Source organism: Agrococcus sp. ARC_14, assembly GCF_022436485.1.
In the GTDB taxonomy this organism is placed as follows: domain Bacteria; phylum Actinomycetota; class Actinomycetes; order Actinomycetales; family Microbacteriaceae; genus Agrococcus.
On sequence record NZ_JAKUDO010000001.1, the window covers coordinates 697,871 to 723,921 of the forward strand.

Annotated in this window: 25 protein-coding genes and 1 pseudogene; 11 read left to right on the plus strand and 15 right to left on the minus strand. The window is 71.6% G+C overall.

The genetic code is table 11. The features are described 5' to 3' along the window. Positions 1–61: 61 nt before the first annotated feature. Entirely contained in the window at positions 62–1,348 is a 1,287-nt protein-coding gene (locus MKD51_RS03535; RefSeq protein WP_240238230.1) for an adenylosuccinate synthase, read from the plus strand. A 29-nt stretch (positions 1,349–1,377) separates the two neighbouring features. On the opposite strand, the gene MKD51_RS03540 is transcribed toward MKD51_RS03535, so the two are convergent. The 3 genes from MKD51_RS03540 to gdhA form a co-directional block, all read right to left on the minus strand. Then, entirely contained in the window at positions 1,378–2,109 is a 732-nt protein-coding gene (locus MKD51_RS03540; RefSeq protein WP_240238232.1) for a DUF899 family protein, read from the minus strand. A gap of 57 nt (positions 2,110–2,166) precedes the next feature. Then, entirely contained in the window at positions 2,167–2,571 is a 405-nt protein-coding gene (locus MKD51_RS03545; RefSeq protein WP_240238234.1) for a VOC family protein, read from the minus strand. Between the two features lie 91 nt (positions 2,572–2,662). Next, a complete protein-coding gene (gene gdhA / locus MKD51_RS03550; protein ID WP_240238236.1) occupies positions 2,663–4,012 on the minus strand; it encodes an NADP-specific glutamate dehydrogenase in 1,350 nt (449 codons plus the stop codon). A 108-nt stretch (positions 4,013–4,120) separates the two neighbouring features. Between gdhA and MKD51_RS03555 the strand changes: the two genes are divergently transcribed. Then, complete coding sequence (locus tag MKD51_RS03555) at positions 4,121–4,744, plus strand: GNAT family protein (protein WP_240238238.1); 624 nt, start codon at positions 4,121–4,123, stop codon at positions 4,742–4,744. Positions 4,745–4,753: 9 nt separating this feature from the next. Beyond that, a complete protein-coding gene (locus tag MKD51_RS03560) occupies positions 4,754–5,044 on the plus strand; it encodes a chorismate mutase (protein WP_240238240.1) in 291 nt (96 codons plus the stop codon). A gap of 35 nt (positions 5,045–5,079) precedes the next feature. On the opposite strand, the gene MKD51_RS03565 is transcribed toward MKD51_RS03560, so the two are convergent. The 3 genes from MKD51_RS03565 to purL form a co-directional block, all read right to left on the minus strand. Continuing rightward, complete coding sequence (locus MKD51_RS03565; protein ID WP_240238243.1) at positions 5,080–5,649, minus strand: NINE protein; 570 nt, start codon at positions 5,647–5,649, stop codon at positions 5,080–5,082. A gap of 56 nt (positions 5,650–5,705) precedes the next feature. Next, a complete protein-coding gene (locus tag MKD51_RS03570; RefSeq protein WP_240238245.1) occupies positions 5,706–6,173 on the minus strand; it encodes an SRPBCC family protein in 468 nt (155 codons plus the stop codon). 91 nt (positions 6,174–6,264) lie between these two features. Further along, positions 6,265–8,553, minus strand: coding sequence for a phosphoribosylformylglycinamidine synthase subunit PurL (purL, locus tag MKD51_RS03575; RefSeq protein WP_240238247.1), 2,289 nt, complete (start codon positions 8,551–8,553; stop codon positions 6,265–6,267). Positions 8,554–8,774: 221 nt separating this feature from the next. Between purL and MKD51_RS03580 the strand changes: the two genes are divergently transcribed. Continuing rightward, entirely contained in the window at positions 8,775–11,438 is a 2,664-nt protein-coding gene (locus MKD51_RS03580) for an Ig-like domain-containing protein (protein ID WP_240238249.1), read from the plus strand. Between the two features lie 245 nt (positions 11,439–11,683). Here MKD51_RS03580 and MKD51_RS03585 read toward each other — a convergent pair whose 3' ends face one another. The 5 genes from MKD51_RS03585 to purS all read right to left on the minus strand — a co-directional run bounded on the left by MKD51_RS03585 (position 11,684) and on the right by purS (position 15,341). Further along, complete coding sequence (locus MKD51_RS03585; protein WP_240238251.1) at positions 11,684–12,142, minus strand: DIP1984 family protein; 459 nt, start codon at positions 12,140–12,142, stop codon at positions 11,684–11,686. Between the two features lie 81 nt (positions 12,143–12,223). After that, positions 12,224–12,718, minus strand: a complete 495-nt coding sequence (locus MKD51_RS03590; RefSeq protein ID WP_240238259.1) for a DUF3817 domain-containing protein — start codon at positions 12,716–12,718, stop codon at positions 12,224–12,226. A 38-nt stretch (positions 12,719–12,756) separates the two neighbouring features. Further along, positions 12,757–14,322 (minus strand): AMP-binding protein, encoded by a 1,566-nt coding sequence (locus MKD51_RS03595; protein ID WP_240238261.1) that lies wholly within the window; start codon positions 14,320–14,322, stop codon positions 12,757–12,759. Positions 14,323–14,379: 57 nt separating this feature from the next. Further along, on the minus strand, positions 14,380–15,069 hold the full coding sequence (gene purQ / locus MKD51_RS03600; RefSeq protein WP_240238263.1) for a phosphoribosylformylglycinamidine synthase subunit PurQ: 690 nt from the start codon (positions 15,067–15,069) through the stop codon (positions 14,380–14,382). Continuing rightward, entirely contained in the window at positions 15,066–15,341 is a 276-nt protein-coding gene (purS, locus tag MKD51_RS03605; protein WP_240238265.1) for a phosphoribosylformylglycinamidine synthase subunit PurS, read from the minus strand. Before purS ends, purQ begins: the two co-directional genes overlap by 4 nt. Positions 15,342–15,461: 120 nt before the next feature. Here purS and MKD51_RS03610 point away from each other — a divergent pair, with 120 nt between their 5' ends. After that, positions 15,462–16,370, plus strand: coding sequence for a neutral zinc metallopeptidase (locus MKD51_RS03610; RefSeq protein WP_240238267.1), 909 nt, complete (start codon positions 15,462–15,464; stop codon positions 16,368–16,370). Positions 16,371–16,578: 208 nt separating this feature from the next. On the opposite strand, the gene MKD51_RS03615 is transcribed toward MKD51_RS03610, so the two are convergent. Together MKD51_RS03615 and purD are read right to left on the minus strand one after the other, a co-directional pair. Continuing rightward, positions 16,579–17,457: a phosphoribosylaminoimidazolesuccinocarboxamide synthase gene (locus MKD51_RS03615; RefSeq protein WP_240238269.1), complete on the minus strand. Its 879-nt coding sequence runs from the start codon at positions 17,455–17,457 to the stop codon at positions 16,579–16,581. Continuing rightward, positions 17,454–18,713 carry a phosphoribosylamine--glycine ligase gene (purD, locus tag MKD51_RS03620; RefSeq protein WP_240238271.1) on the minus strand — a complete coding sequence of 420 codons (1,260 nt, stop codon included), beginning with the start codon at positions 18,711–18,713 and terminating at the stop codon, positions 17,454–17,456. Before purD ends, MKD51_RS03615 begins: the two co-directional genes overlap by 4 nt. A 135-nt stretch (positions 18,714–18,848) precedes the next feature. Between purD and MKD51_RS03625 the strand changes: the two are divergent. Beyond that, positions 18,849–19,163, plus strand: a pseudogene (locus MKD51_RS03625) (sterol carrier family protein); the annotation flags it as partial. 30 nt (positions 19,164–19,193) lie between these two features. On the opposite strand, the gene MKD51_RS03630 reads toward MKD51_RS03625, so the two are convergent. Together MKD51_RS03630 and MKD51_RS03635 are read right to left on the minus strand one after the other, a co-directional pair. Next, positions 19,194–19,970, minus strand: coding sequence for a hypothetical protein (locus MKD51_RS03630; protein ID WP_240238272.1), 777 nt, complete (start codon positions 19,968–19,970; stop codon positions 19,194–19,196). Continuing rightward, positions 19,970–20,326, minus strand: a complete 357-nt coding sequence (locus tag MKD51_RS03635; RefSeq protein ID WP_240238273.1) for a PadR family transcriptional regulator — start codon at positions 20,324–20,326, stop codon at positions 19,970–19,972. The genes MKD51_RS03630 and MKD51_RS03635 overlap by 1 nt, the downstream gene beginning before the upstream one ends. A 215-nt stretch (positions 20,327–20,541) precedes the next feature. Here MKD51_RS03635 and MKD51_RS03640 point away from each other — a divergent pair, with 215 nt between their 5' ends. The 5 genes from MKD51_RS03640 to MKD51_RS03660 are packed head-to-tail and all read left to right on the plus strand — an operon-like array spanning position 20,542 to position 26,028. Beyond that, complete coding sequence (locus MKD51_RS03640) at positions 20,542–21,378, plus strand: MurR/RpiR family transcriptional regulator (RefSeq protein WP_240238274.1); 837 nt, start codon at positions 20,542–20,544, stop codon at positions 21,376–21,378. Positions 21,379–21,433: 55 nt separating this feature from the next. After that, complete coding sequence (locus MKD51_RS03645) at positions 21,434–22,594, plus strand: ABC transporter substrate-binding protein (protein WP_240238277.1); 1,161 nt, start codon at positions 21,434–21,436, stop codon at positions 22,592–22,594. Between the two features lie 13 nt (positions 22,595–22,607). Further along, positions 22,608–24,329 (plus strand): iron ABC transporter permease, encoded by a 1,722-nt coding sequence (locus MKD51_RS03650; protein ID WP_240238279.1) that lies wholly within the window; start codon positions 22,608–22,610, stop codon positions 24,327–24,329. After that, positions 24,326–25,438: an ABC transporter ATP-binding protein gene (locus MKD51_RS03655; RefSeq protein ID WP_240238281.1), complete on the plus strand. Its 1,113-nt coding sequence runs from the start codon at positions 24,326–24,328 to the stop codon at positions 25,436–25,438. Before MKD51_RS03650 ends, MKD51_RS03655 begins: the two co-directional genes overlap by 4 nt. Beyond that, positions 25,435–26,028: a histidine phosphatase family protein gene (locus tag MKD51_RS03660; RefSeq protein ID WP_240238289.1), complete on the plus strand. Its 594-nt coding sequence runs from the start codon at positions 25,435–25,437 to the stop codon at positions 26,026–26,028. The genes MKD51_RS03655 and MKD51_RS03660 overlap by 4 nt, the downstream gene beginning before the upstream one ends. The last annotated feature ends 23 nt before the right edge of the window (positions 26,029–26,051 follow it).

The window sequence follows — 26,051 nt, forward strand, 5'->3', positions numbered from 1 at the left end:
CAGGTGCGCAGCCTGCGCTCGATAGGCTTGGGTGTACGCGAACCCGTCGAAGGGAAGCTCCATGCCAGGAATCGTCATCGTCGGCGCCCAGTGGGGCGACGAGGGCAAGGGCAAGGCCACCGATCTGCTCGGCAGCCGCACCGACTACGTCGTGAAGTTCAACGGCGGCAACAACGCAGGCCACACCGTCGTGGTCGGCGATGAGAAGTATGCGCTGCACCTGCTGCCCTCCGGCATCCTGACCCCGGGCGTCACGCCCGTGATCGGCAACGGCGTCGTCATCGACCTCGAGGTGCTCTTCGACGAGCTCGAGGCGCTCTCGGCCCGTGGCGTCGACGTGTCGAAGCTGCGCATCTCGGCGAACGCGCACATCATCACCGATTACCACCGCACGCTCGACAAGGTCTCAGAGCGGTTCCTCGGCAAGCGCTCGATCGGTACCACCGGCCGCGGCATCGGCCCGACCTATGCCGACAAGATCAACCGCGTCGGCATCCGCGTGCAGGATCTGTTCGACGAGTCGATCCTCCGCCAGAAGATCGAGGGCGCGCTCGACATCAAGAACCACATCCTCACAAAGGTGTACAACCGTCGCGCGGTCACGTGCGACGAGATCTTCGACGACCTGACGTCCTACGTCGAGCGCATCCGCCCCATGGTCGGCGACACCGGGCTCGAGCTGTCGCAGGCGCTGGATGCCGGCAAGACCGTCGTGTTCGAGGCGGGCCAGGCGACGATGCTCGACATCGACCACGGCACCTACCCCTTCGTGACCTCCTCGACCGCGACCTCTGCGGGCGCCGCGCTGGGCTCGGGCATCGCACCGAACCGGCTCGACCGCGTGATCGGCATCGTGAAGGCCTACACGACGCGTGTCGGCGCTGGCCCCTTCCCCACAGAGCTCTTCGACGAGTGGGGCGAGCTGCTGCGCAAGAACGGCTTCGAGTTCGGCACCACCACCGGACGCCCGCGCCGCTGCGGCTGGAACGACACCGTGATCACGCGCTACGCCTCGCGCATCAACGGGCTCACCGACATCGTGCTGACGAAGCTCGACGTGCTCACCGGCATCGAGCAGATCCCGGTCTGCGTCGCCTACGACGTCGACGGCGAGCGCTTCGACGAGATGCCCATCTCACAGTCCGACTTCCACCACGCGAAGCCGATCTACGAGACGCTGCCGGGCTGGAGCGAAGACATCACGGGCGCTCGCACGTTCTCGGATCTGCCGGCGAACGCGCAGGCCTACGTGCGCTTCCTCGAGGAGCGCTCGGGCTCGCGCATCTCGGCGATCGGCGTCGGGGCCGACCGCGAGGCGATCGTGCAGGTGCACGACCTCGTCGGCTGAGGCGCTCTCTGCCGCGGCCGCCACCGCCCTCAGTGGTGGTGGTGAGCGGATGCCTCCACGGGCGTCGCTCCCGGACGGCTCCACTGCGGCGTCGGGCGGCCATCCGTGATCCAGGCGGCGCCGGTGGCGTCCTGCGGCCAGCCCTCGGGCGCATCCTCCCAGGCCTCCTGCCGCCCGTAGGCGGTCATGTCGGCGAGCGCCATCGAGCTCATCATCGCCTCGACGCCGCGGCCGGTGATCCAGTTGGTCGCGAAGATGCGGTCGCCGCGGCGCAGCAGCGACACGTACGCGCCCTCGGTCTCCGGTCCCAGCAGCGGGTCGTCCGCTTCGCGGTTCGAGAACCACGGATGCGTGTACCCCATGAAGGCGCGGAAGGGCGCGAGCTCCTCCCAGGCCCCGCGGCTGAGCACGGCGAACGAGATGCCGCGGGCGTGGAGGTAGGAGGCGTCCTGGAAGTCCCAGATGCTGGCGGTGCAGCCCTCGCACTGGCCCTCGAAGGGCTGGCCGTCGTGCCACATGTGCTTGTAGACGATCAGCTGCTGGCGACCGTCGAAGAGCTTGAGCAGGGCAGTGGCGCCGTGCTCGCCGACCAGCCCGACATCAGGCACCTCGGCCATCGGCAGCCGGCGGCGGGCCGCGGCGATCGCGTCGCCTTCGTGAGTGTGGGCCTTCTCGCGGTCGAGCAGCTGCTCGCGGGCGGCGAGCCAGGTGTCGCGGTCGACGATCTCGGGCGCGGGCGTGGTGTCATCGATGATCGACATGCGGCGATGTTAACGCTGTTCACATCGTCGCGGAAGGGTGTGTCTGCACCCGTGGGCTCAGCCCGCCGCGTGCTCGAAGCCGACCAGCCACTGCAGGCCGAAGGCATCGACCAGGCGGCCGTCGCTGGCGCCCCAGGGGCGTTCCTGCAGCGGATCGATCACCGTGCCGCCCTCGGCCAGCGCGTCGAACCAGCGCGTGAGCGTGTCGGGCTCTGCCGTGCCCAGCAGCGCGAGGCTGCAGCCGGTCATGGCGATCGACTCCTGCTCGCCGACGGCGTCGCTCGCGTAGAGCGTGACGGGTCCCGAGAGCACGCCGTGCGCGATCGCGTCGCCAGGCCCGTCGGTGCGCCCGAAGTCGGCGAGGGTGTGCAGCTCGAGCTGGCCGCCGAACACCTCCCGGTAGCGCGTCAGTGCGGCGCGGGTCGTGCCCGGGAACCAGGCGTAGAGCGTCATCTCGGTCATGGCGATCCTCTCGGTCGGCACTCGGGGCGCCGTCTGCGCCGGTGCGGATCGCCGCGATGTTAACACCGTTCACTTCAGATCGGCGGGCGCCTCAGATGACGCCCAGCGCGAGCATCGCGTCGGCGACGCGGTTGAAGCCGGCGATGTTCGCACCGGCCACGTAGTCGCCGGGCCGGCCGTACTCCTCCGCCGTCTCGGCGCAGCGGTCGTGGATGCCCTGCATGATCTCGTGCAGGCGCGCATCCGTGTGCTCGAACGTCCAGGAGTCGCGCGAGGCGTTCTGCTGCATCTCGAGGGCGCTGGTCGCGACGCCACCGGCGTTCGCCGCCTTGCCCGGCACGAACGCGACCCCCGCGCTCGCGAACACCCGCGCGGCCGCCTGCGTCGCCGGCATGTTCGCGCCCTCGCCGACCACGGTGCATCCGTGCTGCACGAGCGCGATCGCGTCCTCCTCGTCGAGCTCGTTCTGCGTCGCGCAGGGTACGGCGATGTCGCACGGCACCGACCAGATGCTGCTGCCGTTCGACGAGAAGGAGGCCCGCGGACGCCGTTCGACGTACTCGGCGATGCGGCCGCGCCGCACCTCCTTGATCTCCTTCAGCAGCTCGAGATCGATGCCGTCCTCATCCACCACGTAGCCCGAGGAGTCGCTCGCCGCGATCACCGTGCCGCCCAGCTGCTGCACCTTCTCGATCGCATAGATCGCCACGTTGCCCGAGCCCGAGACCACGACGCGCTTGCCGTCGAACGACTCGCCACGAGCGCGCAGCACCTGCTCGAGGAAGTAGATCGTGCCGTAGCCCGTCGCCTCCTTGCGCACCTGCGAGCCGCCCCAGGTGAGGCCCTTGCCGGTGAGCGCGCCCGACTCGTAGGCGTTCGTGAGCCGCTTGTACTGGCCGAACATGTAGCCGAGCTCGCGCCCGCCCACGCCGATGTCTCCGGCAGGCACGTCGGTGTACTGGCCGATGTGGCTCGAGAGCTCGGTCATGAACGACTGGCAGAAGCGCATGATCTCGGTGTCGGACTTGCCCTTCGGGTCGAAGTCGCTGCCACCCTTGCCGCCGCCGATGGGCAGCCCCGTGAGCGAGTTCTTGAAGATCTGCTCGAAGCCCAGGAACTTGACGATGCCCAGGTAGACGCTGGGGTGGAAGCGCAGGCCGCCCTTGTAGGGGCCGAGCGCCGAGTTGAACTGCACGCGGAAGCCGCGGTTGATCTGCACCACGCCGCGGTCATCGAGCCACGGCACCCGGAAGATGATCTGCCGCTCGGGCTCGACGATGCGGCTGAGGATCTGCGCGTCGACGTAGTCAGGGCGCTTCGCGACCACCGGCCCGAGGCTCTCGAACACCTCGTGCACGGCCTGATGGAACTCGGCCTCGCCGGGGTTGCGGTGCAGCACGTCGTCGAAGACGGGCGCGAGATGGGGGTGCAGAGAGGTCAACAACAGGCTCCTCGTTGGTGTCTGATACCTGCCCGATCCTAGCGGGGCAGGCGCTCCGGTCGTGGCGGGTGCCGCAGCGCACCGCGTCGGCACGAGCACAATGGGCGCATGAGCACCGACCGACCCGGCATCCTCGACCAACCCGTGCTGACGCATCCGCTCGTCACGCTCGAGCCGCTCGCGCGCGCGCACGCGGCTGACCTCGTCGCGGCGGCGGCCGAGGGCGACCTGTGGCAGCGCGCCTGGTACACCTCGGTACCGGAGCCCGACCCGGCGGTGGTCGAGGCAGAGATCGATCGGCGGATGGGGCTGCTCGCGTCGGGCTCGATGGTGCCGTGGGCGATCGTGGTCGGCGGCCGCGCCGTCGGCATGACGACCTACATGCACATCGATGCTGCGACGCCACGGCTCGAGATCGGCTCGACGTGGATGGCCGTCTCGCAGCAGGGCACGGGCGTGAACGCTGCGATGAAGCTGCTGATGCTGGAGCGCGCCTTCGACGAGCTGGGATGCGTCGCGGTCGAGTTCCGCACGCACCTGCACAACCGGCAGTCGCGCGATGCGATCGAGAGGCTGGGTGCCAAGCAGGATGGCGTGCTGCGCAGCCACCTGCTGCACAAGGGCACGCTGCGTGACACGGTCGTCTACTCGATCCTGGCGCTGGAGTGGCCGGCCGTGCGGCTCGGGCTCGAGGCACGACTGGCGGCGCGGCGCGGCGCGGGCACTGCATAGGGTGGAGGCATGAGCACGCCAGAGGAGCAGCTGCAGCGCTACCGGCGCTCCATCGACAACGTCGACGCCATCCTCATCCACACGCTCGCCGAGCGCTTCAAGCTGACGCAGTCGGTGGGCGTGCTGAAGGCCGGGCACGGGATGCCGCCGAGCGATCCGGGCCGCGAGCAGCGGCAGATCGCGCGGCTGCGGCGGCTGGCCGAGGACGCCGAGCTCGACCCCGAGTTCGCCGAGAAGTTCATCACCTTCGTGATCGCCGAGGTCATCCACCACCACGAGCGGCTCGCGGGCGCCGAGTAGGCGGGCAGCACTCCACCTGAGCTCGCCAGCTCGGCTCAGCCGCGCCGGTTGCGCTCGCGCACCATGCCGGCGATGCGGAACAGGTCGGCCACCCACCAGATCGCGGCCGCAGCGGGGACCGCGAGCAGCCAGGCCGGCGCGGTGCCGTCGGTCAGCACGACCGCCGCGGCCGTCGCGGCGAACGACAGCATCATCTGCACGATCCCGGAGCCGAGCCTGCCGAGGTAGTAGCGGTGCGCCCCCAGCAGCCCGAGCGCGATCAGCAGCACTGCGGCGGTCGCGAGCCGCTTGGCGGGCCGACCTCGCTGCTGCTCGGTGGCGGCGCTCTGCCGCGCTCCGGGCCCAGCGCCCGCCGCCGGTCGCGGCAGCGGCCCGGTGCCGTGCTGCGGTCGCCCGGAGCCCTGCGCGCGGCTCGCGCTCCCTGGTGCCGTCGGATCGAAGGTGAGCGAGCGGTCGAGCGTGGGTCGCTCCGGCCGGACTGCTGGCCGCGCGATCTCACCGGGCTCCGACCAGGGTGCGTAGGCGCCCCAGTGCGTGCCGGACCACCAGCGCCGGCGGCCATCGGGGTCGTCGTGCCAACCGGGCTCCGCGGGCGTCATGGGCATGCGTCCAGCCTAGAGAGCGTGAGCGGGCGAGGCCGCCGGTTGAGCGACTCCTGAGGTCAGGCGGCTTGGGCGGCCGCCGCGATGTCGTGGAGGTCCTGCTGCATCGCCTTGCGCATCACCGCGAGTCCGATCCGAGAGGTCAGCGTGCGCAGCACCCGCTGCACCCACGACGGCGAGAGGTAGCTGCCGCCGAAGCGCATCCGCAGCAGCGTCGTCGCGCCCTCGCCGGTCGGCTCGAGGGTGAACTCGGTGCGGTAGGCCAGGCCGTTCGCCTCGGACGCGATCATCGTCGAGCGGCCCTCGTCGATGCCGACGACCTCCATCTCCTCGGTCGACTCCCCGCCGAACATCGTGCGCGTCTCGCGCCAGCGGGTGCCGATGGCGTAGCCGAAGCCCGCGAGCCGCTCGATGCGCGAGACGCCCGACAGCACCGTCTCCCACTGCTCGAGATCCGTGATGACGCGCCACACCGCATCCGTCGGAGCATCGATCGTGCGCTCGAGGGTGAGCGTGATGTCGCTCATGCCGGCGGCCAGACGCCGAGCAGGACGGCCCGGAGCCTGACGTTCGGCAGGGTGAGCTCCATGCCTGCAGCATAGGCGGGCGTGGGTTCCGTCACGCGAAGCGGCGGATCGGGGCCCTGTTGGCCGCGCGCAGCTCGTCGAGCGAGAGCGTCGCGACATCCTGGATCTCGACCGTGCCGCTCGTGGCGTCGGTGACGCCGATGCGCAGCACGGGCACACCGCGCGCCTCGCACATGCCGGTGAACTTCACCTCGTCCTCGCGGGCGACGGCGACGATCGCTCGCGCGCCCGACTCCGAGAACAGTGCGGCGGTGTCGTCGATGCCGTCGCGCTCGGTGAGTCCTGAGAGCCAGATGCGGGCACCGATGCCGAAGCGCAGCGAGCTCTCGACCACGGCCATCGCGAGCCCGCCCTCGGAGAGGTCGTGCGCGGCGGTGGCGAGGCCTTCGAACGCGACGCCGTGCATGAGCCCACCGAGCCGCTTCTCAGCCGCCAGGTCGACCTTCGGCGGCAGCCCGCCCAGGTGCTCGTGGATCACGCCCGACCATGCCGAGCCGTCGAGCTCGTCGCGCGTGGTGCCGAGCAGGAACAGCGCCTGGCCGTCGTCCTGCCAGCCGGAGGGCAGCCGGCGGTCGACGTCGTCGATGATGCCGAGCACGCCGACGACCGGGGTCGGGTGGATCTGCGTCTCGCCCGTCTGGTTGTAGAACGAGACGTTGCCGCCCGTGACCGGGATGCCGAGCTCGACGCAGCCGTCGGCGATGCCGTCGACAGCCTCTGAGAACTGCCACATGACGGCAGGGATCTCGGGGTTGCCGAAGTTCAGGCAGTCGCTCACGCCGACCGGCGTCGCACCCGAGACGGCCACGTTGCGGTACGACTCGGCGAGCGCGGCCTTCGCTCCCTCGCGCGGGTCGAGCTGGCAGTAGCGGCCGTTCGCGTCCACCGAGACCGCGAAGCCGAGGCCGGACTCCTCGTCGATGCGCACCATGCCCGCGTCGTCGGGTGTCGAGAGCGCCGTGTTGCCCAGCACGTAGTCGTCGTACTGGTCGGTGATCCAGGATGCGTCGGCCAGGTTCGGGCTGCCGGTGAGCGCGCGCAGCTGGTCGCCCAGGGCCGAGCCCGTGACCCGCGGCAGCGTCGCGGCGCTGTCGGCCTGCAGGGCGTCCTGCCACATCGGCCGCTCCAGGGGGCGGTCGTAGACGGGGGAGTCGATCGCGACCGTCTTCGGGTCGACGTCGACGATCGTCGCGCCCGTGTGCGTGATGACGAGGCGGCCGTCGCCCGTGACCTCGCCCAGCACGCTCGTCTCGACATCCCACTTCGCCGTGATCGCGAGGAACTCGTCGAGCTTCTCGGGGCTGACGATGCCCATCATGCGCTCCTGCGACTCCGACATGAGGATCTCCTCTGCCGTGAGCGTCGGGTCGCGCAGCAGCACGTGGTCGAGCTCGACCCGCATGCCGGAGTCGCCGTTGGCGGCCAGCTCGCTCGTCGCGCATGAGATGCCAGCGGCGCCGAGATCCTGGATGCCCTCGACCACGCCCGCGGCGTAGAGCTCGAGGCAGCACTCGATCAGCACCTTCTCGGCGAAGGGGTCGCCCACCTGCACTGCGGGGCGCTTCGCGGGGCCCTCGTCGTCGAACGACTCCGAGGCCAGGATCGATGCGCCACCGATGCCGTCGCCGCCGGTGCGGGCGCCGAACAGCACCACCTTGTTGCCCACGCCCGTGGCGTTCGCCAAGTGCAGATCCTCGTGCCGCAGCACGCCGACGGCGAGCGCGTTCACGAGCGGGTTGCCCTGGTAGACGGCGTCGAACACCGTCTCGCCGCCGATGTTCGGCAGGCCGAGGCAGTTGCCGTAGAACGAGATGCCGCCCACCACGCCGTGCACGACCCGCGCCGTGTCGGGGTGGTCGATCGCACCGAACCGCAGCGCATCCATCACCGCGACCGGCCGGGCACCCATCGAGATGATGTCGCGCACGATGCCGCCGACGCCCGTGGCCGCGCCCTGGAAGGGCTCGACGAACGAGGGGTGGTTGTGCGACTCGATCTTGAAGGTGACGGCCCAGCCCTCGCCGACGTCGATGACGCCCGCGTTCTGCCCCATGCCGACCATCAGGCGCTCCCGCATCTCGGGCGTGACCTTCTCGCCGAAGCGGCGCAGATGCGTCTTGGAGGACTTGTAGGAGCAGTGCTCGCTCCACATCACCGAGTACATCGCCAGCTCGGCGCTCGTGGGCCGACGGCCGAGGATCACGCGGATCTGCTCGTACTCGTCGGACTTCAGCCCGAGGGCGGCGAACGGCTGCTCGCGCTCGGGGGTGGCGGCGGCGACCTCGACGGTGTCGCGGGGGGTGGTGCGGGGTGCGCTCACGGCTCTCCTCGGCGTTGATCCCTCAACGTTGACCCCTCATGGGGGCTCTGCTCGGCGGTCTCTCAATCCTACCGAGGTGGCGGATGCGTCGTTCGCCTCCGGCGGGCAGGACGGACACGCCGGTTCACGCTCCGTTCACCGTGGCGCGGTTCGGTGTGCTGTGGGTCGCCTTGCCGCGGCCTGTGAAGGAACCACCGAGCCCTACGCACCAGGAGCAGCCAATGACCTTCCGAGCAGCCCGCGGCATCCCCGCGGGCATCACCGCCCTCGCCGTGGCGGCGGCCCTGTCCGTCGCCACCGCCGTCCCGGCGAACGCCGCCGAGTCGACGGCAGCAGCCGACGACAGCGTCACCGTCGACGCCAACCACTCGATCACCGTCGACGTGCTCGCCAACGACACGGCCCCCGAGGGCACCGTCGTCGACCTGCTCACCGCATCCGGCACTCCGGTCGACCAGATCGTCGACCTCTACGGCACCTGGTCGACCGACGGCACGACCATCACGCACACGCCGCCGGACGGCCGCGCGGGCCCCCGCACGGTCAGCTACCGCATCACCGATGCCGACGGCGACACCGCGACGGCGCAGGTGCGCATGCAGGTCAGCTCCATCAACGCGCCCTACGCGCTGCAGGACTTCGCCACGGTGAGGCTCGACCAGCCCCTCGAGGCGGATGTGCTGGCGAACGACCTGCGCGGATCCTCGCGCACCACGGGCGCGTACTTCGAGCTGCTCCCCGAGACCCTGCGCATCCTCGACGCCGCCGGTGCTCCGCAGACCTCCGTCGAGAACGCTGCCGGCTCCTACAGCGTGGCCGACGGCCGCATCTCCTACCAGCCGACCACCGGCTACTGGGGCAGCGCCAGCATCCGCTACGTGGTGCAGGACGAGGTGCGCCAGTCGACCCGCGCGACCTCGCTCAACATCACCGTCTCGGCGACGCCCGACGCCGTCGACGACGCCGCCGCCACGGAGCCGGGCGCAGCCGTCACGGTCGACGTGCTCGCCAACGACCTCACGCCCGAGGGCACCACCTTCGACACCTGGGGCTTCACCGTGACCCCTGGCATCCGCGTCGGCACGGTCGACCAGCCCGGCGTCGGCGTCTGGACCCGCGACGCCGAGCAGCGTGCCGTCTTCACGCCGGCCGAGGGCTTCACCGGCACCGCGACGGTCGACTACATGCTCATCAACTCGCGCTCCTCCAGTGACGTCGCGTCCATCTCGGTCATCGTCGAAGAGGTCGCGGTCGCCCCGACGCTCACCGCCGACGAGGTCGAGACGCCGTACTTCACGGACGTCGCGGTCGACGTGCTCGCCAACGACTCGGCGCCGGAGGGCACCGAGCTCGACGCGGCTTCGCTGCGACTCGTGGATGGGTCGGGCGAGCTGGTCACCGAGCTCACGACCCAGCGCGGCACGTGGAGCGTGGTCGACGGCGAGCTCGCGTTCGCGCCCGAGGAGGGTGCCTACGGCACCGACAGCGTCACCTACTCGGTCGCCACGATCGACGGTGCGGCGGCGACCAGCGCTGCCTCCGTGCTCGTGCGCACGCCGCGCGTGCTTTCGGCAGGCGAGATCATCGAGCACACGTTCACGGCCGAGCAGCCGACGGTGCTGGTGGATGTGCTCGCCAACGACCGCACGGAGGGCAACTCGTCGCTCGACCCGTCGACGCTCGCGATCTCGGACCACAACGGCAGCCCCGTGCAGGAGCGCGTGACCGACGACGGCACCTGGAGCGTCGTCGACGGCCAGGTGCAGTTCGCGCCGGCCGAGGGCTTCGAGGGCCAGACCTCGGTCTACTACATCGTCGAGAACGACGCGGGCTTCACGGGCCGCGCCGTCGTCGCCGTGAACGCGACGTGGGCGGCTGCCGCCCCGACGCTGACCGCCGACGAGGTCGACGTGGAGTACTTCACCGACACCACGGTCGACGTGCTCGCCAACGACTCGGCGCCCGAGGGCACCGAGCTCGACGCGGCGTCGCTGGCGCTCGTCGATGAGGCCGGTGCGCTCGTGTCCGAGCTGACGACCGCCAAGGGCACCTGGAGCGTCGTCGACGGTCAGCTCGCGTTCTCGCCTGCCGAGGGCGCGTACTTCGCCGACGAGGTGACCTACTCGGTCGCCACGACCGAGGGCGGCACCGCGACGACGACCGTGACGGCCACCATCGACTACCCGAACGTGGGCGTGCGCGGAGAGATCGTCGAGCACACGTTCTCAGCCGACGAGCCGAGCGTGCTGGTGGATGTGCTCGCGAACGACACGACCGAGGGCAACACCGTCATCGACGTGTCGACGCTGGCGATCGTCGACCACAACGGCAGCCCCGTGCAGGAGCGCGTGCTGGAGGAGGGCACCTGGAGCATCGCTGATGGGCAGGTGCAGTTCGCGCCGGCCGAGGGCTTCGAGGGCCGGGCGACGGTGTACTACTGGGTCGAGAACAGCGCCGGCGCCGTCGGCCGTGCCACGGTGACGGTCGACGTCACCTGGGAGACCGTCGAAGCATCCGTCGACGCGCAGGATGACGAGGTCTCGATCCCGCGCAAGGGCGAGGTGACGGTGGATGTGCTGGCCAACGACTCCGCCGTGGGCGGCGAGCTCGACCCGAGCACGCTGCGCATCGTGGGCGATGGCGGTGAGCTCGTCGAGAGCCTCACGACGCGTGCGGGCACCTGGACGGTCGTCGACGGCGAGATCCACTTCGACGCGCACTCGCGCCAGAAGGGCGACACCTCGATCGAGTACGTCGTCGGGAACGGCGCGGCCACGGACACGGCGACGCTGACGGTGGATGTCGATCAGCACCAGAGCGGCTCCGGCCCGATCAAGCAGCTGGTCGGCGCGATCATCGGCTGGCTCTTCGGCTGGCTCTTCTAGCCTGCACACAGTGACGGGGAGGGGCTGATGCCCCTCCCCGTTCTGCTTGAGGATGCCCCGTGCCCGCCCTCGCCCTTGCAGGTCAGCACTTGGTGGTGATGGATGCGACGTGCGCGGTGCGCGTGTCGTCGGTGCCGGGCGGATCGGTGCACAGCGTGCGCTGCATGGCCGGCCCCTCGGCCTCCTGTGCCGCGATTGACCCCGCGGCTGGGCTCGTGCTCGCTCCTGCTCGGGCTACCTGCTCCTCAAGACTCGTTGAGCTGCGTCGTCCAGTTCACCTCCTGGATCGCGAGGTCGAGCTCGCGCAGCTCCTTCGCCACCGCCTCCGCCTGCTCGTGCAGGTCGCGCGGCTCGATGGCGGGCAGCAGCCGCAGCTCCTGCGCGCGCATCCGATCGCCCGCAGGGGTGGCCGCGTTCGCGACCTGCCGCAGCGCGCGGTGCGTCGCCCGCAGCGTCTCCCGGCGCGCGAGCGCCGCGGTCATGCTGCGCTCGCCGACGCGGGTGGCCGTGTTCGTGAGGTTGATGCGCACGACGAGCTCCTCGAGCTGCGCGCCGACCCTGGCGTGCTCCTCGAGCAGCGCGGCCACGTCGTCGGTGGGCGTCGAGCCCTCCTGCACCAGGGCGCTGCGCGTGGCGCGCTCCAGGAGCACGTCGCGGCGCGTCGTGAGGTCGGCGCGGTGGGCGAGGGCGGCGGCGAGCTGCATGGCGGCGAGCCTAGCCCGACCACCTGGGTGCATGGATCGAGGAGCGCGCGGCCGTCAGGCCGCTCGCGTCACGAGATCAGCTCAGTCGAACCACTCGTTCGGCGGCCCGGCGTTCAGCAGCACGAAGAACACGACAGCGATGAGCGCGACGACGATGAGCGCCGAGATCCACGCATGGGCGATGCCCCAGCGGTATGCGCGGTCGATCCAGCGCGCGTCGCGAGGGTCGTCGCTCGCCTCGGTGCGCCAGCCGCCCTCGAGCCGTCCGCCGCGCACCAGGCGACGCTCCCAGGGGATGGTCGCGTAGGGGATGACCGCGGTCACGATGCCGAGCAGCACCGTCTTGGCCTTCCACCGCTGGTTGTGACCGACCACGAGCTGCATCGCCGCGTAGGAGACGAAGACGAAGCCGTGGATGGGGCCGGCGATCGGCACGAGCGCGTCGACCTGGAAGCCGTACTTCGCGATCATCGCGATGATCAGCAGCGTCCAGGTGATCGCCTCGGCGACCGCGAGGAAGCGGTAGAGCCGCTTCGGCGTGAGTCCTGTCGCGGTGGTCGTGGCAGCAGCAGTCATGTAGCCAGTCTACATGTCGCGGAGCGGGTGGATCGAGCTCAGCCGCGCAGGTCCTTCCGCAGGATCTTGCCTGCGGCCGACTTCGGGATCGCGTCGATGAACTCCACGGCGCGCACCCGCTTGTAGGGCGAGACGCGCTCGTCGACGAACGCCATCACCGACTCGGGCGTGACCGACTCGCTCGTGCGCACGACGAAGGCCTTCGGGATCTCGCCGGCCCCCTCATCCGGCACCCCGATGACCGCGGCATCCGCCACATCCGGGCTCGTCAGCAGCAGCGCCTCGAGCTCCGCCGGCGCCACCTGGTAGCCCTTGTACTTGATGAGCTCCTTGAGCCGGTCGACGATCATGACGTTGCCGGCCGCGTCCACCCGCGCGATGTCGCCGGTGTGCAGGAAGCCGTCGGTGTCGATCGTCGCGGCGGTGGCCTCCGCGTTGTTCAGGTAGCCGAGCATCACGTTCGGCCCGCGCACCCACAGCTCGCCCGGCTCGGAGACGCCCTCGGCGGGCATCGCGATCTCGGCACCCGTCTCGATGTCGACGAGCTTCGACTGCATGCTGGGGATCGTCGGGCCCGAGGAGGTCAGCGGCAGCCCGCTGCCGCGCGGCGTCACGTGCGTCACCGGGCTCGCCTCGCTCATGCCGTAGCCCTGCAGCACCTCGACGCCGAGCCGGTCGGCGACGGCGAGGCCGAGCGCCTCGTCGAGTGGCGCCGCGCCCGAGAGCACGGTGTGCAGCGCGTCGTGGCGGTACTGGTCGACGAGCGGATGCTTGGCGAGCGCGACGGCGACGGGCGGCGCGATGAACGCGAAGGTGATCGCCTCGTCCTGGATGATGCGCAGGAACTCGGCGAGGTCGAAGCGCGGCATCGTGACGAGCGTCGCGCGCTGCTTGAGCGCGATGTTCAGCAGCACGGTCATGCCGTAGATGTGGAAGAACGGCAGCACGGCGATCACGCGATCCTCTGCGCGCACGTCGATGAGCGAGACGCACTGCGCGACGTTCGCCACCAGGTTGCGGTGCGAGAGCATCACGCCCTTGGGGTTGCCCGTGGTGCCGGAGGAGTAGGGGATGACGGCCACGTGCGTCGCCGGGTCGAATCGGACCTCCGGCGCGGGGTGGCCCTCGCCGAGCAGGTCGGCGAGGCTCGCGTGGCCGTCGAGGCCGTCGAGCACCACGATGCGCTCGGCGGGGATGCCGGTGGCGGCCGCCGCCTCGAGCGCCTGCGGGGCGAGCGGCGAGACGGTCAGCAGCATCGTCGCCTTCGAGTCGGCAAGCTGCTTGCCGATCTCGGCGGCGTTCATGATCGCGTTCACGGTCGTCGCCGAGGCGCCCGAGCGCAGGATGCCGTGGAAGGCGATCGCGAACGCCGGCACGTTGGGGCTGTGCAGCGCGATCACGTCGCCGGGGCCGAAGCCGCGGGCCGCGAGCGCACCGGCGAGCGCCGAGCTGCGGTCGACGAGCTCGCCGTAGGTGATGGCGGCCCCGGATGCGCCGTCGACGAGCGCCGGATGCTCGCGCTCCGCGTCGGTCAGGTCGGCGAACAGCAGATCGAAGACGCTGGTCTCGGGGATCTCGACGGGCGGGTGGGGGCTCTCGAACATGCGGACTCCTTCGTCGGCTGAGCGGCTTCGGGAAGGAGCATAGGGCGCTGGGCTGTGTCAGGCGGCGACGGACTCCAGCGCGCTCTTGAAGATCTCGAGCCCGTCGAGGCCGGCCTTCATGCGCGTGGTGGTCGGTCCGAAGCCCAGCTCGACGGCGTGCTCGGGGTGCGGCATGAGCCCCATGACGTTGCCGGCCGCGTTCGCCAGCCCGGCGATGTCATCGATCGAGCCGTTCGGGTTGTCGCCCAGGTAGCGGAACGCCACGAGGCCCTCGCCCTCGATGCGCGCGACCTCCTCCGGCGTCGCCACGAAGCGGCCCTCGCCGTTCTTCAGCGGGATGACGATCTCCTGACCCTCGTCGAAGCGGTTCGTCCAGGCGGTCGAGGTGCGCTCGACTCGGAGTCGCTGGTCGCGGCGCACGAAGAGGCCGCTCTCGTTGCGCACCAGTCCGCCGGGCAGCAGGCGGGCCTCCGCGAGCATCTGGAAGCCGTTGCAGATGCCGAGCACGGGCATGCCCTTGTTCGCGGCGTCGACAACCTCGGTCATGATCGGCGACAGCGCTGCGATGGCGCCGCAGCGCAGGTAGTCGCCGTAGGAGAAGCCGCCGGGCAGCACCAGAGCGTCGACGCCGTGCAGGTCGTGCTCGCCGTGCCACAGCGCGACCGCCTCATGGCCCGCGAGCCGCACGGCCCGCTGCGCATCCCGGTCGTCGAGCGTGCCGGGGAAGGTGACGACGCCGACCCTCACTGCGCTGCGCCCGCCTGCGCGGCTTCCTCGACGACGGTGACGCCCACGACGTCCTCGATCACGGTGTTCGCGAGCACCTCGGTGGAGACGGTGCGCACCTGCTCGAGCAGGGCATCCGTCACCTCGCCCTCCACGCGCAGCTCGAACCGCTTGCCGACGCGCACGTCGCCGACGGCCTCGTGGCCGAGGCGGGCGAGCGCGCGGGTGACGGCCTTGCCCTGCGGATCGAGGATCTCAGCCTTCGGCATGACGTCGACGACGATGAGGGCCATGGGTCGCTCCCTGGATCGGTGGATGGGGTGGGGTGCTGCTCCAGTCTACGGATGCATGCGGTCGCGGACGCGTCGCGGTCGCACGGATGCTTCTGCATCGGAGCGGGCTAGTGTTCACCCATGACGTTCAGGGGCGACGCGAACTTCGACACCACGACGGTGAGCAAGGGCGGTGGTGGTGGCGGTCCGAGCGGCGGCGCGATCGCCGTCGGCGGAGGCGGCATCGTGACCGTCATCCTGGTGATCATCTCGATGGTCTTCGGCATCGACCTCACCGGCCTCGCACCGAGCGAGCCCATCGACCAGCAGTCGCAGTCGCAGTCGCAGGGCAGCGAGGAAGTGACCGGCTGCACCGGCGACGAGGCGAACGACCCCGCGAACGTCACCTGCCGGATGGAGGGCGGGGCCGACTCGATGTCGCAGTTCTGGACCACCACGATGCAGGCCAGCGGCCTGGAGTACGCCGACCCGAGCGTGCAGCTGTTCGACCGCCAGGTCTCGACCGGCTGCGGTGCGGCCACGAGCGCCGTCGGCCCGTTCTACTGCCCGCCCGATCAGCGCATCTACCTCGACGAGACGTTCTTCGCGCAGATGCGCGATCAGTTCGGGGCCTCGGGCGGCAACCTCGCGCAGCTCTACGTGCTTGCGCATGAGTGGGGCCACCACATCCAGAACGTCACCGGCCAGCTCGACCGCGTGCAGCAGGGCGACACCGGGCCGCAGTCATCGGCGGTGCGCAGCGAGCTGCAGGCCGACTGCTACGCCGGCGCGTGGATCGCGGGAGCCTCGCAGACCGATGACAACGACGGCAGCGCGCCGGTGCTCGAGGCGCCGACGCAGCAGGAGATGAATGACGCGCTGAACGCGGCGGAGGTGATCGGCGACGACAACCTGCAGGAGATGGGCGGTGGCGGCGTGAACCCCGAGGGATGGACGCACGGCTCGAGCGAGCAGCGCCAGACCTGGCTGTCGAACGGCTACAACGGCGGCGTGGCCGCCTGCGACACCTGGAACGCGCCCGAGGTCTGACCCTTCGACCCTCCGTCGGTCGAGGAGCGAGCCGGCGGCGCCGGCTGGTAGCTCCGTCGGTCGAGGAGCGAGCCGGCGGCGCCGGCTGGTAGCTCCGTCGGTCGAGGAGCGCGTCGGCGCAGCCGGCTCGCGTCACGAGACCAGAGGACCCGCGAACGCCTCTCCGGTCTCGTGACGCGAGCGGCCTGGCGGCCGCGCGCTCCTCGACCTACGAGGCGGCTGCAAGCCTCTCGATCAGCTCGCGGTAGCGCGCTGCCGTCCGCTCCACGATCTCCGCAGGCAGCGTCGGCGCCGCACCCGTGCCGTCCCAGCTCGCCGCGAGCCAGTCGCGCACGATCTGCTTGTCGAACGACTCGACCCTGCCTTCGGCCATCGCCGCAGCATCCCAATACCGGGACGAATCCGAGGTGAGCACCTCATCCGCCAGCAGCAGCTCCCCTGTCGTCCGGTCACGACCGAACTCGAACTTCGTGTCGGCCAGCACGAGCCCCGCCTCGGCGGCGACCTCGGCCGCGCGCGCGTAGACCGACAGGCTGATCTCGCGGATCGCGACCGCGTCGGCCTCGCCGACCAGCTCGACCGTGCGCTCGAACGAGACGTTCTCGTCGTGCTCGCCCTGTGGCGCCTTCCAGGCGGGCGTGTAGATCGGCTCGGGCAGCGCGTCGCCGTCGACGAGCCCCGCTGGCAGCGCGACACCCGAGATCGCTCCGACCTGCTGGTACTCCTTGAGGCCAGAGCCCGTCACGCGGCCGCGCACGACGCACTCGATCGGCAGCATGTCGAGCGTGCGCACGAGCATCGCGCGGCCCCGCACCGCCGCCGGCGTGCGCGACTCGGCATCGGGCGCGAGCTGCGTTGGCAGGCCGAGCCGTGCCGTCCACCAGAGGGTGAGCGCCGTCAGCAGCTCGCCCTTGCCGGGGATCGCGGGCTCGAGCACCTGGTCGAAGGCCGAGACGCGGTCGGAGGCGACCATGAGCATCTCCGCGGCCGTTGCGAGCGTCTCGCCGTCGGCGACGTAGAGGTCGCGGACCTTGCCGCTGTAGGCGAGACTCCAGCCGGCCAGCCCGGCCGAGCCCGCCTCGGTCATGCCTTCGCCGCGATGTCGGTGCGCGACTGGCCGCCCAGCAGCTCGATGTGCGAGAGGCCCTCATAGGCGCGCTCGCGCGCCTCGGCGAGCGTCGCGCCGGTGCCGACGACGTTGAGCACGCGGCCGCCCGTGGCGGTGAGTCCCTGCTCGCCCGCGCCCGTCGCGGCGTGCAGCACGCGCACGCCCTCGATCGCCTCGGCCTCGTCGACGCCAGTGATCACGCGGCCCGTGACCGGGTCGCCGGGGTAGCCCTCGCTCGCCAGCACGACCGTGACCGCCGCCGAGTCGCGCCACACCAGTGGCGCGGCGGAGCCGAGGGTGCCGTTCGCGGCCGCCAGCAGCGCATCCGCCAGCCCCGACTCGATGCGAGGCAGCACCACCTGCGTCTCGGGGTCGCCGAAGCGCGCGTTGAACTCGATCACCTTGACGCCCGACTGCGTGACGATCAGCCCGCAGTAGAGCAGGCCGGCGAAGGGCGTGCCCGCGTCGGCCATGGCGCGGATCGTGGGCTTCGCGACGGTCTCGACGACCTCGTCGACGAAGGCCTGCTCGCTCCCGAAGCGCTCGGCGAGCCATGGCAGCGGCGAGTAGGCGCCCATGCCGCCGGTGTTGGGGCCCGCATCGCCGTCGCCGAGCCGCTTGTAGTCCTGCGCGGGGGCGAGCGGCACGACGGCCTCGCCGTCGGTGAGCACGAAGAGGCTGACCTCTGGCCCCGCCAGGAACTCCTCGATGAGGATGGGCCCGTCGGGCAGGAACTGCTCGGCGTGCGCCTCCGCCGCCGCGCGATCCTCGGTCACGATGACGCCCTTGCCGGCTGCCAGGCCGTCGGCCTTCAGCACGTAGGGCGGCGTGGCGGCGTCGAGCGCGGTCCGCACCTCGTCGAGCGTGGTGGCGGTGGTGTCGATGCCGGTCGGCACGCCGGCGCGCGCCATGACGTCCTTCGCGAACGACTTGGAGCCCTCGATCCGCGCGGCGGCCTTGGTCGGGCCGAATGCCGGCACGCCTGCCTTGTGCAGCGCATCCGCGACGCCCGCCACGAGCGGCGCTTCCGGGCCGATCACCACGAGGTCGAACGCGCCGTCGACCGCGAACTCGGTGACGAGCTCCGGCGACTTGATGTCGACGCGCACCGTCTCCACCTCACGCGTGATGCCGGCGTTGCCGGGCGCGGCCGTGATCTCGTGGCCACCCTCCGCCAGGAGTGCCGCGATGATGGCGTGCTCGCGCGCGCCGCTGCCGAGAACCAGGATCCGCACCTGCCCAGTCTACGAAGGTTCTCGGATGCGGCGAGCCGCGGGTCGTGATGGATCGACCCTGAGGGGGCCGGACGTCGCCTCCTCGCGTGCCAGTAGCCTCAGATCGTGGTCAAGCGCATCCCCGATCTCGATGGCATGGACGCCGTGCGCGCCGCGCTGGCGCCCGGCGCCGAGCGCCCCCAGACGGCGCTCGCGGTGCGCTACACGCTGCAGTGCCTGGCCGAGCGCGCGCCGGGCAAGAGCGTCGAGGTGCGGGTGCCGCCCTTCGGTGCGGTGCAGGCGGTCGAGGGGCCCGGCCACACCCGCGGCACGCCGCCGAACGTCATCGAGACCGACGTCGCGACCTGGCTGGCGCTCGCGAGCGGGCGGGAGACGTGGGCGGATGCATTCGGTCGCGGAGTCGTGCACGCCTCGGGCGTGCGGGCGGATGTGTCGGCCTGGCTGCCGCTGGTCAGGGTCGCGGTGCCCTCGGCGATGCCGCTAGAGCAGCTCGGGGATCAGCGCGAGCAGCCAGGAGAAGCCAATCATGACGATGGTCGCGACGGGGAGGATCAGCACCGCTGCCAGGCCTGACCTCGACCCGGTGGAGTGCTCTCCTGGTCCGAGGATCGGGTCGTCCTGCACCCGACCGCCGAGGTAGGCGCGCAGCTGCAGGGCGAAGCCGACGACGAGCAGGCCCGCACCGACGCTCAACGCGGCCAGGACGCCGAGCTCTCCGACCGGCTGACGCAGGAGCACCAGCGCACCGACCATCGCCGCGAGCAGCAGCATCCAGCCGACCCAGCCGCGCATCGGAGGGTTGGTGAGCACTCGCGCGAGTGCGAGTGGTGCGAGCAGGACGAGGGCGAGCGCTGCCGACACGATCGCGAGCACGACGAGGAGGCCGGCGGTGACCTGCAGCGTTGCTGCACCGGAGAACGCAGCCTGTGCACCGAAGGTGCTCGAGAGCATGCCTGCCAGGCCGAGGACGATGCCGAGGGTCCACCCGCGATCGATGCGATCGGAGGAGCGCTCGAGGTGGTCGGGCGCATCGTCCTTCGCATATGACTGCGGCTCGCCGAATGCGGCCAGGGCGCTCTCGCCCGACTCTGCCACGTGGCTCTCCACGAGCGCGAGGGAGTCGCCGATGCGCCTGCCCGATACCCCGAGCAGCCGCTGCTCGAGCACGAATCGCTCGACCCAGGTCTGGTCGACGCTCGGTGCCAGTCGCGTGTACGCGTGCAGGGAGCCGAAGCCCCTCATGCCCTGCTTGTCCATCAGCTGTCCTCCTGGTCGGGTGCGAGCGCGCCGTCGATGAGCGCTCGGGTCGAGGCGCTGAACGCCGCCCAGCGCGCAGCCATGGACTGCGCGTGCGCGCGCCCCTGCTCGGTCAGGGCGAAGTACTTGCGGCCCGGGCCACCCTCTCCCGGGCGCCACTCGACCTCGACGTCGCCGGCCTGCTCCAGGCGTCCAAGCAAGGGGTAGAGCGTGCCGCCCTTGACCTCTCCCAAGCCGGCTTCGGCCAGGCGTTGGGTGATCGCGTACCCGTAGCTCGGACGGTCGAGCAGCACCCGCAGCACGCAGACGCCGAGCGCGCCTCGCAGCCACTCGCTGGGCCACTGCTCGATGGTCATGACTAGATGGTACGTCTAACTAGTCAAGGCTGCAACTAGTGGTCTCGTGCGTCTCCCCGTCGCGGCGGCGGGGATGCCAGCGAGTCGTCGCCACAAGCGCGCAGCGCGCGCCACGAGACACCCACGGCGACCGAGCGACCAACGATCCGTGAACGGCGAGTGAACATGCACGACTTGCGCTCACTGCAAACGGCCTTGCGCCTAGCGTCCAGAACGTGCTCATCACCAGGCTCGCCCAGCTCCACGGCGAGCGACTCACCGAGACCGACCGTCGCATCGTCTCTGCGATGCGCGAACGACCGCACGAGACGGCCTTCGCTCGCGCCGCCGAGCTCACCGGACCGCTCGGGCTGCACGAGTCGGCGGCGACCAGGCTCGCGCAGCGGCTCGGGTTCGACGGCTACCCGCAGCTGCGTGACGCGCTCCGCACCGACTACCTGAACAGCGACGGCCCCTCGCAGCGCGTGCGGCACCGCATCGAGCGCACCGACGAGGGCGCCGACCTGCTCGCGACCTTCCTCGCAGAGGAGATCGAGACGCTCCGCGCGATCAGCATGCACGTGACGCAGGCCGACCTCGACGCCGCAGCGGCCGAGCTGCTGGCGGCCCGCCGCATCCACCTGCACGGCCAGGGCAACGCGGTCGTGCTGGTCGAGCAGCTCGCGCGCCGGCTGACCCGCTTCGGCATGGATGTCGTCGCGCTCACCGGCTCGCGCCGCGACGTCGCGGAGCGCGCGGCCGGCATGGGCGCCGACGACCTGCTGCTCGCCCTCGCATTCCGCCGCGCGCCGGGCACCCTGCTGCCGCTGCTGGCGCTCGCGGCCGGCGCCGGCGCACGCAGCATCCTGCTCACCGACACCCTCGTCTCGCTCTCGCCGCGGCCCGACCGCACGCTCGCGGCGCCCCGCGGTGCCGGCCACGACTTCCACACGCTCACGGTGCCCATGGCGATCTCGAACGCGCTCGTGCTCACCATCGCCCGCTTCGCCCCCGAGCGCACCTCCCGATCCCTCGACCGGGTCGAGCTGCTGCTGGAGCAGCTCGACACCTGACGCCCCCGACTCGCCTCACCTGCCCCACCCCACCCATCCCTCGAAAGGCTTCTCCATGCGCTCCACCCGCCGCGGCGCCCTCGTCGCACTGCCCCTTGCCGGGCTTCTCCTCGCCGGCCGCGCCACAGCATCCGCCGATCCCGACTCCACCGAGGCTGCCGTCGACTACGACGCCCTGAGCCACGAGGAGCTCGTCGAGCTCGCCACCGAAGAGGGCGCCGTCACGGTCTACGCCTTCACCAGCCGCATCGCATCCGTCGAGGAGGCCTTCCAGGCCGAGTACCCCGGCATCGACGTCACGAGCATCGACATCTCGTCGACCGAGATGATCACGAGGCTCGCCACCGAGCACGAGGCCGGCAGCGAGACGGCTGACGTCGCCTACCTCTCCGACGCGCCCGTCGTCATCCCCGAGCTCGTCGAGACCGGCATCTTGCACGCCTACGTGCCGGAGCGCCTCACGGGCGTGCTCGCCGAGGAGCACCAGACGCCGCTGCTCGCGCAGCGCCTGTCGACGAAGATCCTGATGTACAACGAGGAGGCCTACCCGAACGGCACCCCGGTCACGAACCTGTGGCAGCTCACGACCCCCGAGTGGACCGGCCGCGTCGTGCTCGTCGACCCCAACGTGCGCGGCGACTACCTCGACCTCGCGACCGAGATGAGCCTGCGCGCCGACGAGATGGCCGCCGCCTACGAGGAGCTCGTGGGTGAGCCGCTCGTGCTCGACGAGGGCGTCGCCGACGCCGGCCAGCAGTTCATGGCCGACCTGTATGCGAACGACGCGGTGCTGGTCGACGACACGGATGCCGTGAACGCGGCGATCGGCACGACCGGTCAGGAGACGCCCCCGGTGGGCTTCACGAGCTACTCCGACCGCCGCGACAACGAGGAGGAGGGCTGGGCGCTGCAGGCCGCCTCGGGCGTCGCTCCTGCCAACGGCATCGTCTTCCCGGCGCTGCTCGGCATCACCGAGAACGTCGAGCACCCGGCCGCCGCGCGCCTCATGATCGACTTCCTCATGGGCGACGACACCGAGTCGGGCGGCCCCGGCTTCGAGCCCTTCGCCGTCGCCGGCGACTACCCGACCCGCAGCGACGTGGCGGCGCACGAGGACGCACTGCCGCTCGAGGAGCTGGGCGCCTGGTCGATCGATCCGGAGGCCACCGTCGAGCTGCGCGACGACACCGCCGACTTCCTGCTCACCATCCAGTGATCTGCGCCGACTCTTGATCAAGGCCATCACCGCCGCGCTGCGGCGACCCGCGACGCTGCCGGCGCTCATCGCCCTGGCAGCGCTCGCGGTGCTCGTCGCGGGGCCGCTCGCCGGCCTCGTCGCCGCCACGCTCGATGCGGACGGCATCGAGGCCTGGGGCGATGTGCTCGCGAGCCCGCTCTCGACAGCGCTGCTGTGGGAGCCGCTCGGCGGCTCGCTCGTCGTCGGGCTCGGCACCGGCATCGCCTCGGTGGTGCTCGGCTCCTTCCTCGCCTGGGCGGTCGTGCTCACCGACATGCCCTTCCGCCGCACCGTCGGCGTGCTCGCCACCATCCCCTTCGCGATCCCCTCCTTCGCGATCGCGCTCGCCTGGGAGAGCGTCTTCCGCAACGACCGGATCGGCGGCGCCTCGGGCCTGCTCGCAGGCCTCGGCGTGCAGGTGCCGGATGCGCTGGCCTGGGGTGCGCTGCCGGTCACGCTGACGCTGACTGCCCACTACTTCTCGCTCGCCTTCGTGGTGGTCGCGGCGGCGCTCGCGGGCATCGGTGGCGACCTGCTGGCCGCCGCGGAGCTCACCGGCGCCTCCCGCGCCCGCGTCGCGCTGCGGATCGCGCTGCCGGCGGTGGCGCCCGCGATGGGCTCCGGCTTCCTGCTCGCCTTCGCGGAGGGCGTCTCGAACTTCGCCGTGCCGGCGCTGCTCGGTCTGCCGGTGCGCTTCCAGACGCTCAGCACGCGTCTCTACGGCGCCATCTCGACCGGTGACCAGGATCGCGGCTTCGTGCTCTCGATCCTGCTCGTGCTGGTCGCCGCCGTCGTGCTCTGGACGGGCACGCGCGTGACGGCGCGATCGGTCGCGACCGTGACGGGCAAGCCCTCCAGGGCCCGGCGCATCCGTCTCGGTGCCGCGAAGCCCCTCGTGCTCACGGGGGCGCTGGCGATCGTCGTCGCCGCCACGATCCTGCCCGCCATCGTGCTCGCCGCCAGCACGCTGCTGCGACGCACGAACCGCTTCGACGGCGGGCTGACGCTGCACTACTGGGCCGGCTCCTCCGACTCGTCGATCGCGCAGGGGCTGCGCGGCGTGCTCGTCGACCCGCGCATCCTCGAGGCCATGAGCGGCACGGTGCTGCTCGCGGCGACCGTCGCCGTCATCACGATGGCTCTGGGGTTCGTCGCCGCGTGGTCGGCCGCGCGCACGCCGCCGTGGATCGGCGGCACCCTCTCGGCGCTCTCCTACGTGCCGTTCCTGATCCCCGGCGTCGCGCTCGGGGCCGCCGTGATCGCGCAGTTCGGCAGGCCGTTCCTGGGGCTGCCGAGCATCTACGGCACCTTCTGGATCCTGGTCGTCGGCGGCATCGCCGCGAGCATCCCCTTCGCCTTCCAGACCTCGAGGGCGGCGCTCGCGCAGGTCTCGCGCGAGCTCGAGGACGCCGCTGCGATGGCGGGCGCGGGCACCTGGCGCACCCTCGGCCGCATCCTGCTGCCCGTCACCGCCCGCGGCACCGTCGGCGGGGCCGCGCTCGTGTTCGTGACGATGGCGCGGGATCTCTCGCTGGTCGTCATGCTCGTCACGCCCGCGACGCCGCTGCTCGCCGTGACCGCCTACGAGTACGCATCGGAGGGCTTCACGCAGCACGCCAACGCCATCACCCTCATCATCACGGTCGTCTCGGTGACCGTCACCCTGCTCGCCCGTCGCCTGGAAGGGCGGCGCTCACCGTGGATGGACGCATGACACCCGCACCGACCCCCGCCCCGCCAGCTGCCTTCGGGCCCGCCAGCACCGCATCCGACGCCCCCGGCGTGCCCATCGCGCTGCGCGGCCTCGGCAAGCGCTTCGGCACCACAGCAGCCGCCGCGGTCGACGACGTCTCGCTCGAGGTGCCGGCCGGCGCCTTCCTCGTGCTGCTCGGGCCCTCGGGCTGCGGCAAGTCGACGACGCTGCGGATGCTCGCGGGGCTTGAAGAGCCCACGAGCGGCACCATCGCGCTCGGCGACCGCATCGTGGCCGACGGCGACGCCGGCACGCACCTCGCCCCCGGCCGTCGAGGCGTCGGGATGGTCTTCCAGGGCTACGCGCTCTGGCCGCACATGACGGTGCGGCAGAACATCGAGTGGCCGCTGCGGGTCGCCCGCTGGTCGGCCTCCGACCGCCGCGCGCGCGTCGCCGACACGCTGCGGCTCGTCGAGCTCGACGGGCTCGCCGACCGGCTGCCCGCGCAGCTCTCCGGCGGCCAGCAGCAGCGGGTCGCGATCGCGCGCACCATCGCGCCGCGGCCCTCCGTGCTGCTGTTCGACGAGCCGCTCTCGAACCTCGACGCCCGGCTGCGGGTCGACATGCGGGCCGAGCTCGTGCGCGTGCACCGCGAGTCGGGCGCCACGAGCGTCTACGTCACGCACGATCAGAGCGAGGCGCTCGCGATGGCGACACACGTGGCCGTCATGCGCGGCGGCAGGCTCGAGCAGATCGGCACGCCGGATGAGCTGGTGCGGGCTCCGGCGACCGCGTTCGTCGCCGAGTTCCTGGGCACGCCGGCGGCTGTGCTGGTGCCGGGCGAGGGGGAGGGCGCCGCGTTCATGCCGTGGAACGAGGGCACCCGGCTGGCGATGTACCGACCCGAGGAGGTGCGGCTGGCGGCGGCCGACGGCGGGCAGCTCGACGTCGACGTGCTGGAGGCCGCGCCGCTCGCGGGCCGCACGGTCGTCACGGTCCGGCACGGCTCGCGCCGCCTCGCGATCGTCAGCGACGCCGAGGGCGGCGGCGCGGCGACCGCCACGCGGGCCAGGCTGGTGCTGCCCTCCGCGCCCGTGCGGACCTTCGCGCGCGAGGAGGCCGCCCGATGACCACGCTCCTGCTGGTGCGCCACGGCTCGACCGCGTGGAACGCATCCGGCCGACTGCAGGGCACGACCGACATCGCGCTCTCACCGGCGGGGGAGCGGGAGGCGCTGCTGCTGCGCCCGCTCATCGAGCCGTGGGCGCCGGCGGCGGTCGTCGCCTCGCCGCTGCTGCGCGCGGCGACCACGGCGCGGCTGCTCGTCGGGCACGAGGTGGCCACGGATGCGCGGCTCGTCGAGGTCGGGCTCGGCGAGTGGGAGGGGCGCACCCCCGCGGAGATCGGCGACGACGAGCGGGCCTGGCGGCGCGGCGAGCTCGTGCCGCCGGGGGGAGAGGCCGCCGAGGCGGCGACGCGGCGCATCCGGGCGGCCCTCGACGACGCCGTCGGCCTTGGCGACCCGGTGCTGGTCGTGACCCACGGTGGCGTGGTGCGCGCGGCGCTCGCCTCGCTCGTCGGGCTCGCGACGCGGCACATCGCCCCGGTGCCGCCGGCGAGCCTGACCGTGGTCGAGCTCGCGGGCGGGGTGCCGCGACTGCGCAGCCTCGGGGTCGTGCCGCAGGCGGACAGCGCGGGAGCGGTGCGGGGCCGTCGCTGATCTCGTGCCGGCGGATTCCGGGC

What these genes read in the sequence shown, in the direction of transcription:
- MKD51_RS03635 (WP_240238273.1), bottom strand. Translation starts at nt 20,326, where the DNA reads ATGACCATCGAGCAGTGGCCCAGCGAGTGGCTGCGAGGCGCGCTCGGC.
- MKD51_RS03615 (WP_240238269.1), bottom strand. Translation starts at nt 17,457, where the DNA reads ATGACCGAGGCGGGCTCGGCCGGGCTGGCCGGCTGGAGTCTCGCCTAC.
- MKD51_RS03585 (WP_240238251.1), bottom strand. Translation starts at nt 12,142, where the DNA reads ATGCAGCTCGCCGCCGCCCTCGCCCACCGCGCCGACCTCACGACGCGC.
- MKD51_RS03660 (WP_240238289.1), top strand. Translation starts at nt 25,435, where the DNA reads ATGACCACGCTCCTGCTGGTGCGCCACGGCTCGACCGCGTGGAACGCA.
- purS (WP_240238265.1), bottom strand. Translation starts at nt 15,341, where the DNA reads ATGGCCCTCATCGTCGTCGACGTCATGCCGAAGGCTGAGATCCTCGAT.
- MKD51_RS03655 (WP_240238281.1), top strand. Translation starts at nt 24,326, where the DNA reads ATGACACCCGCACCGACCCCCGCCCCGCCAGCTGCCTTCGGGCCCGCC.
- MKD51_RS03535 (WP_240238230.1), top strand. Translation starts at nt 62, where the DNA reads ATGCCAGGAATCGTCATCGTCGGCGCCCAGTGGGGCGACGAGGGCAAG.
- MKD51_RS03570 (WP_240238245.1), bottom strand. Translation starts at nt 6,173, where the DNA reads ATGAGCGACATCACGCTCACCCTCGAGCGCACGATCGATGCTCCGACG.
- MKD51_RS03555 (WP_240238238.1), top strand. Translation starts at nt 4,121, where the DNA reads ATGAGCACCGACCGACCCGGCATCCTCGACCAACCCGTGCTGACGCAT.
- MKD51_RS03560 (WP_240238240.1), top strand. Translation starts at nt 4,754, where the DNA reads ATGAGCACGCCAGAGGAGCAGCTGCAGCGCTACCGGCGCTCCATCGAC.
- MKD51_RS03630 (WP_240238272.1), bottom strand. Translation starts at nt 19,970, where the DNA reads ATGGACAAGCAGGGCATGAGGGGCTTCGGCTCCCTGCACGCGTACACG.
- MKD51_RS03590 (WP_240238259.1), bottom strand. Translation starts at nt 12,718, where the DNA reads ATGACTGCTGCTGCCACGACCACCGCGACAGGACTCACGCCGAAGCGG.
- MKD51_RS03565 (WP_240238243.1), bottom strand. Translation starts at nt 5,649, where the DNA reads ATGCCCATGACGCCCGCGGAGCCCGGTTGGCACGACGACCCCGATGGC.
- MKD51_RS03610 (WP_240238267.1), top strand. Translation starts at nt 15,462, where the DNA reads ATGACGTTCAGGGGCGACGCGAACTTCGACACCACGACGGTGAGCAAG.
- MKD51_RS03595 (WP_240238261.1), bottom strand. Translation starts at nt 14,322, where the DNA reads ATGTTCGAGAGCCCCCACCCGCCCGTCGAGATCCCCGAGACCAGCGTC.
- MKD51_RS03645 (WP_240238277.1), top strand. Translation starts at nt 21,434, where the DNA reads ATGCGCTCCACCCGCCGCGGCGCCCTCGTCGCACTGCCCCTTGCCGGG.
- MKD51_RS03540 (WP_240238232.1), bottom strand. Translation starts at nt 2,109, where the DNA reads ATGTCGATCATCGATGACACCACGCCCGCGCCCGAGATCGTCGACCGC.
- MKD51_RS03580 (WP_240238249.1), top strand. Translation starts at nt 8,775, where the DNA reads ATGACCTTCCGAGCAGCCCGCGGCATCCCCGCGGGCATCACCGCCCTC.
- MKD51_RS03545 (WP_240238234.1), bottom strand. Translation starts at nt 2,571, where the DNA reads ATGACCGAGATGACGCTCTACGCCTGGTTCCCGGGCACGACCCGCGCC.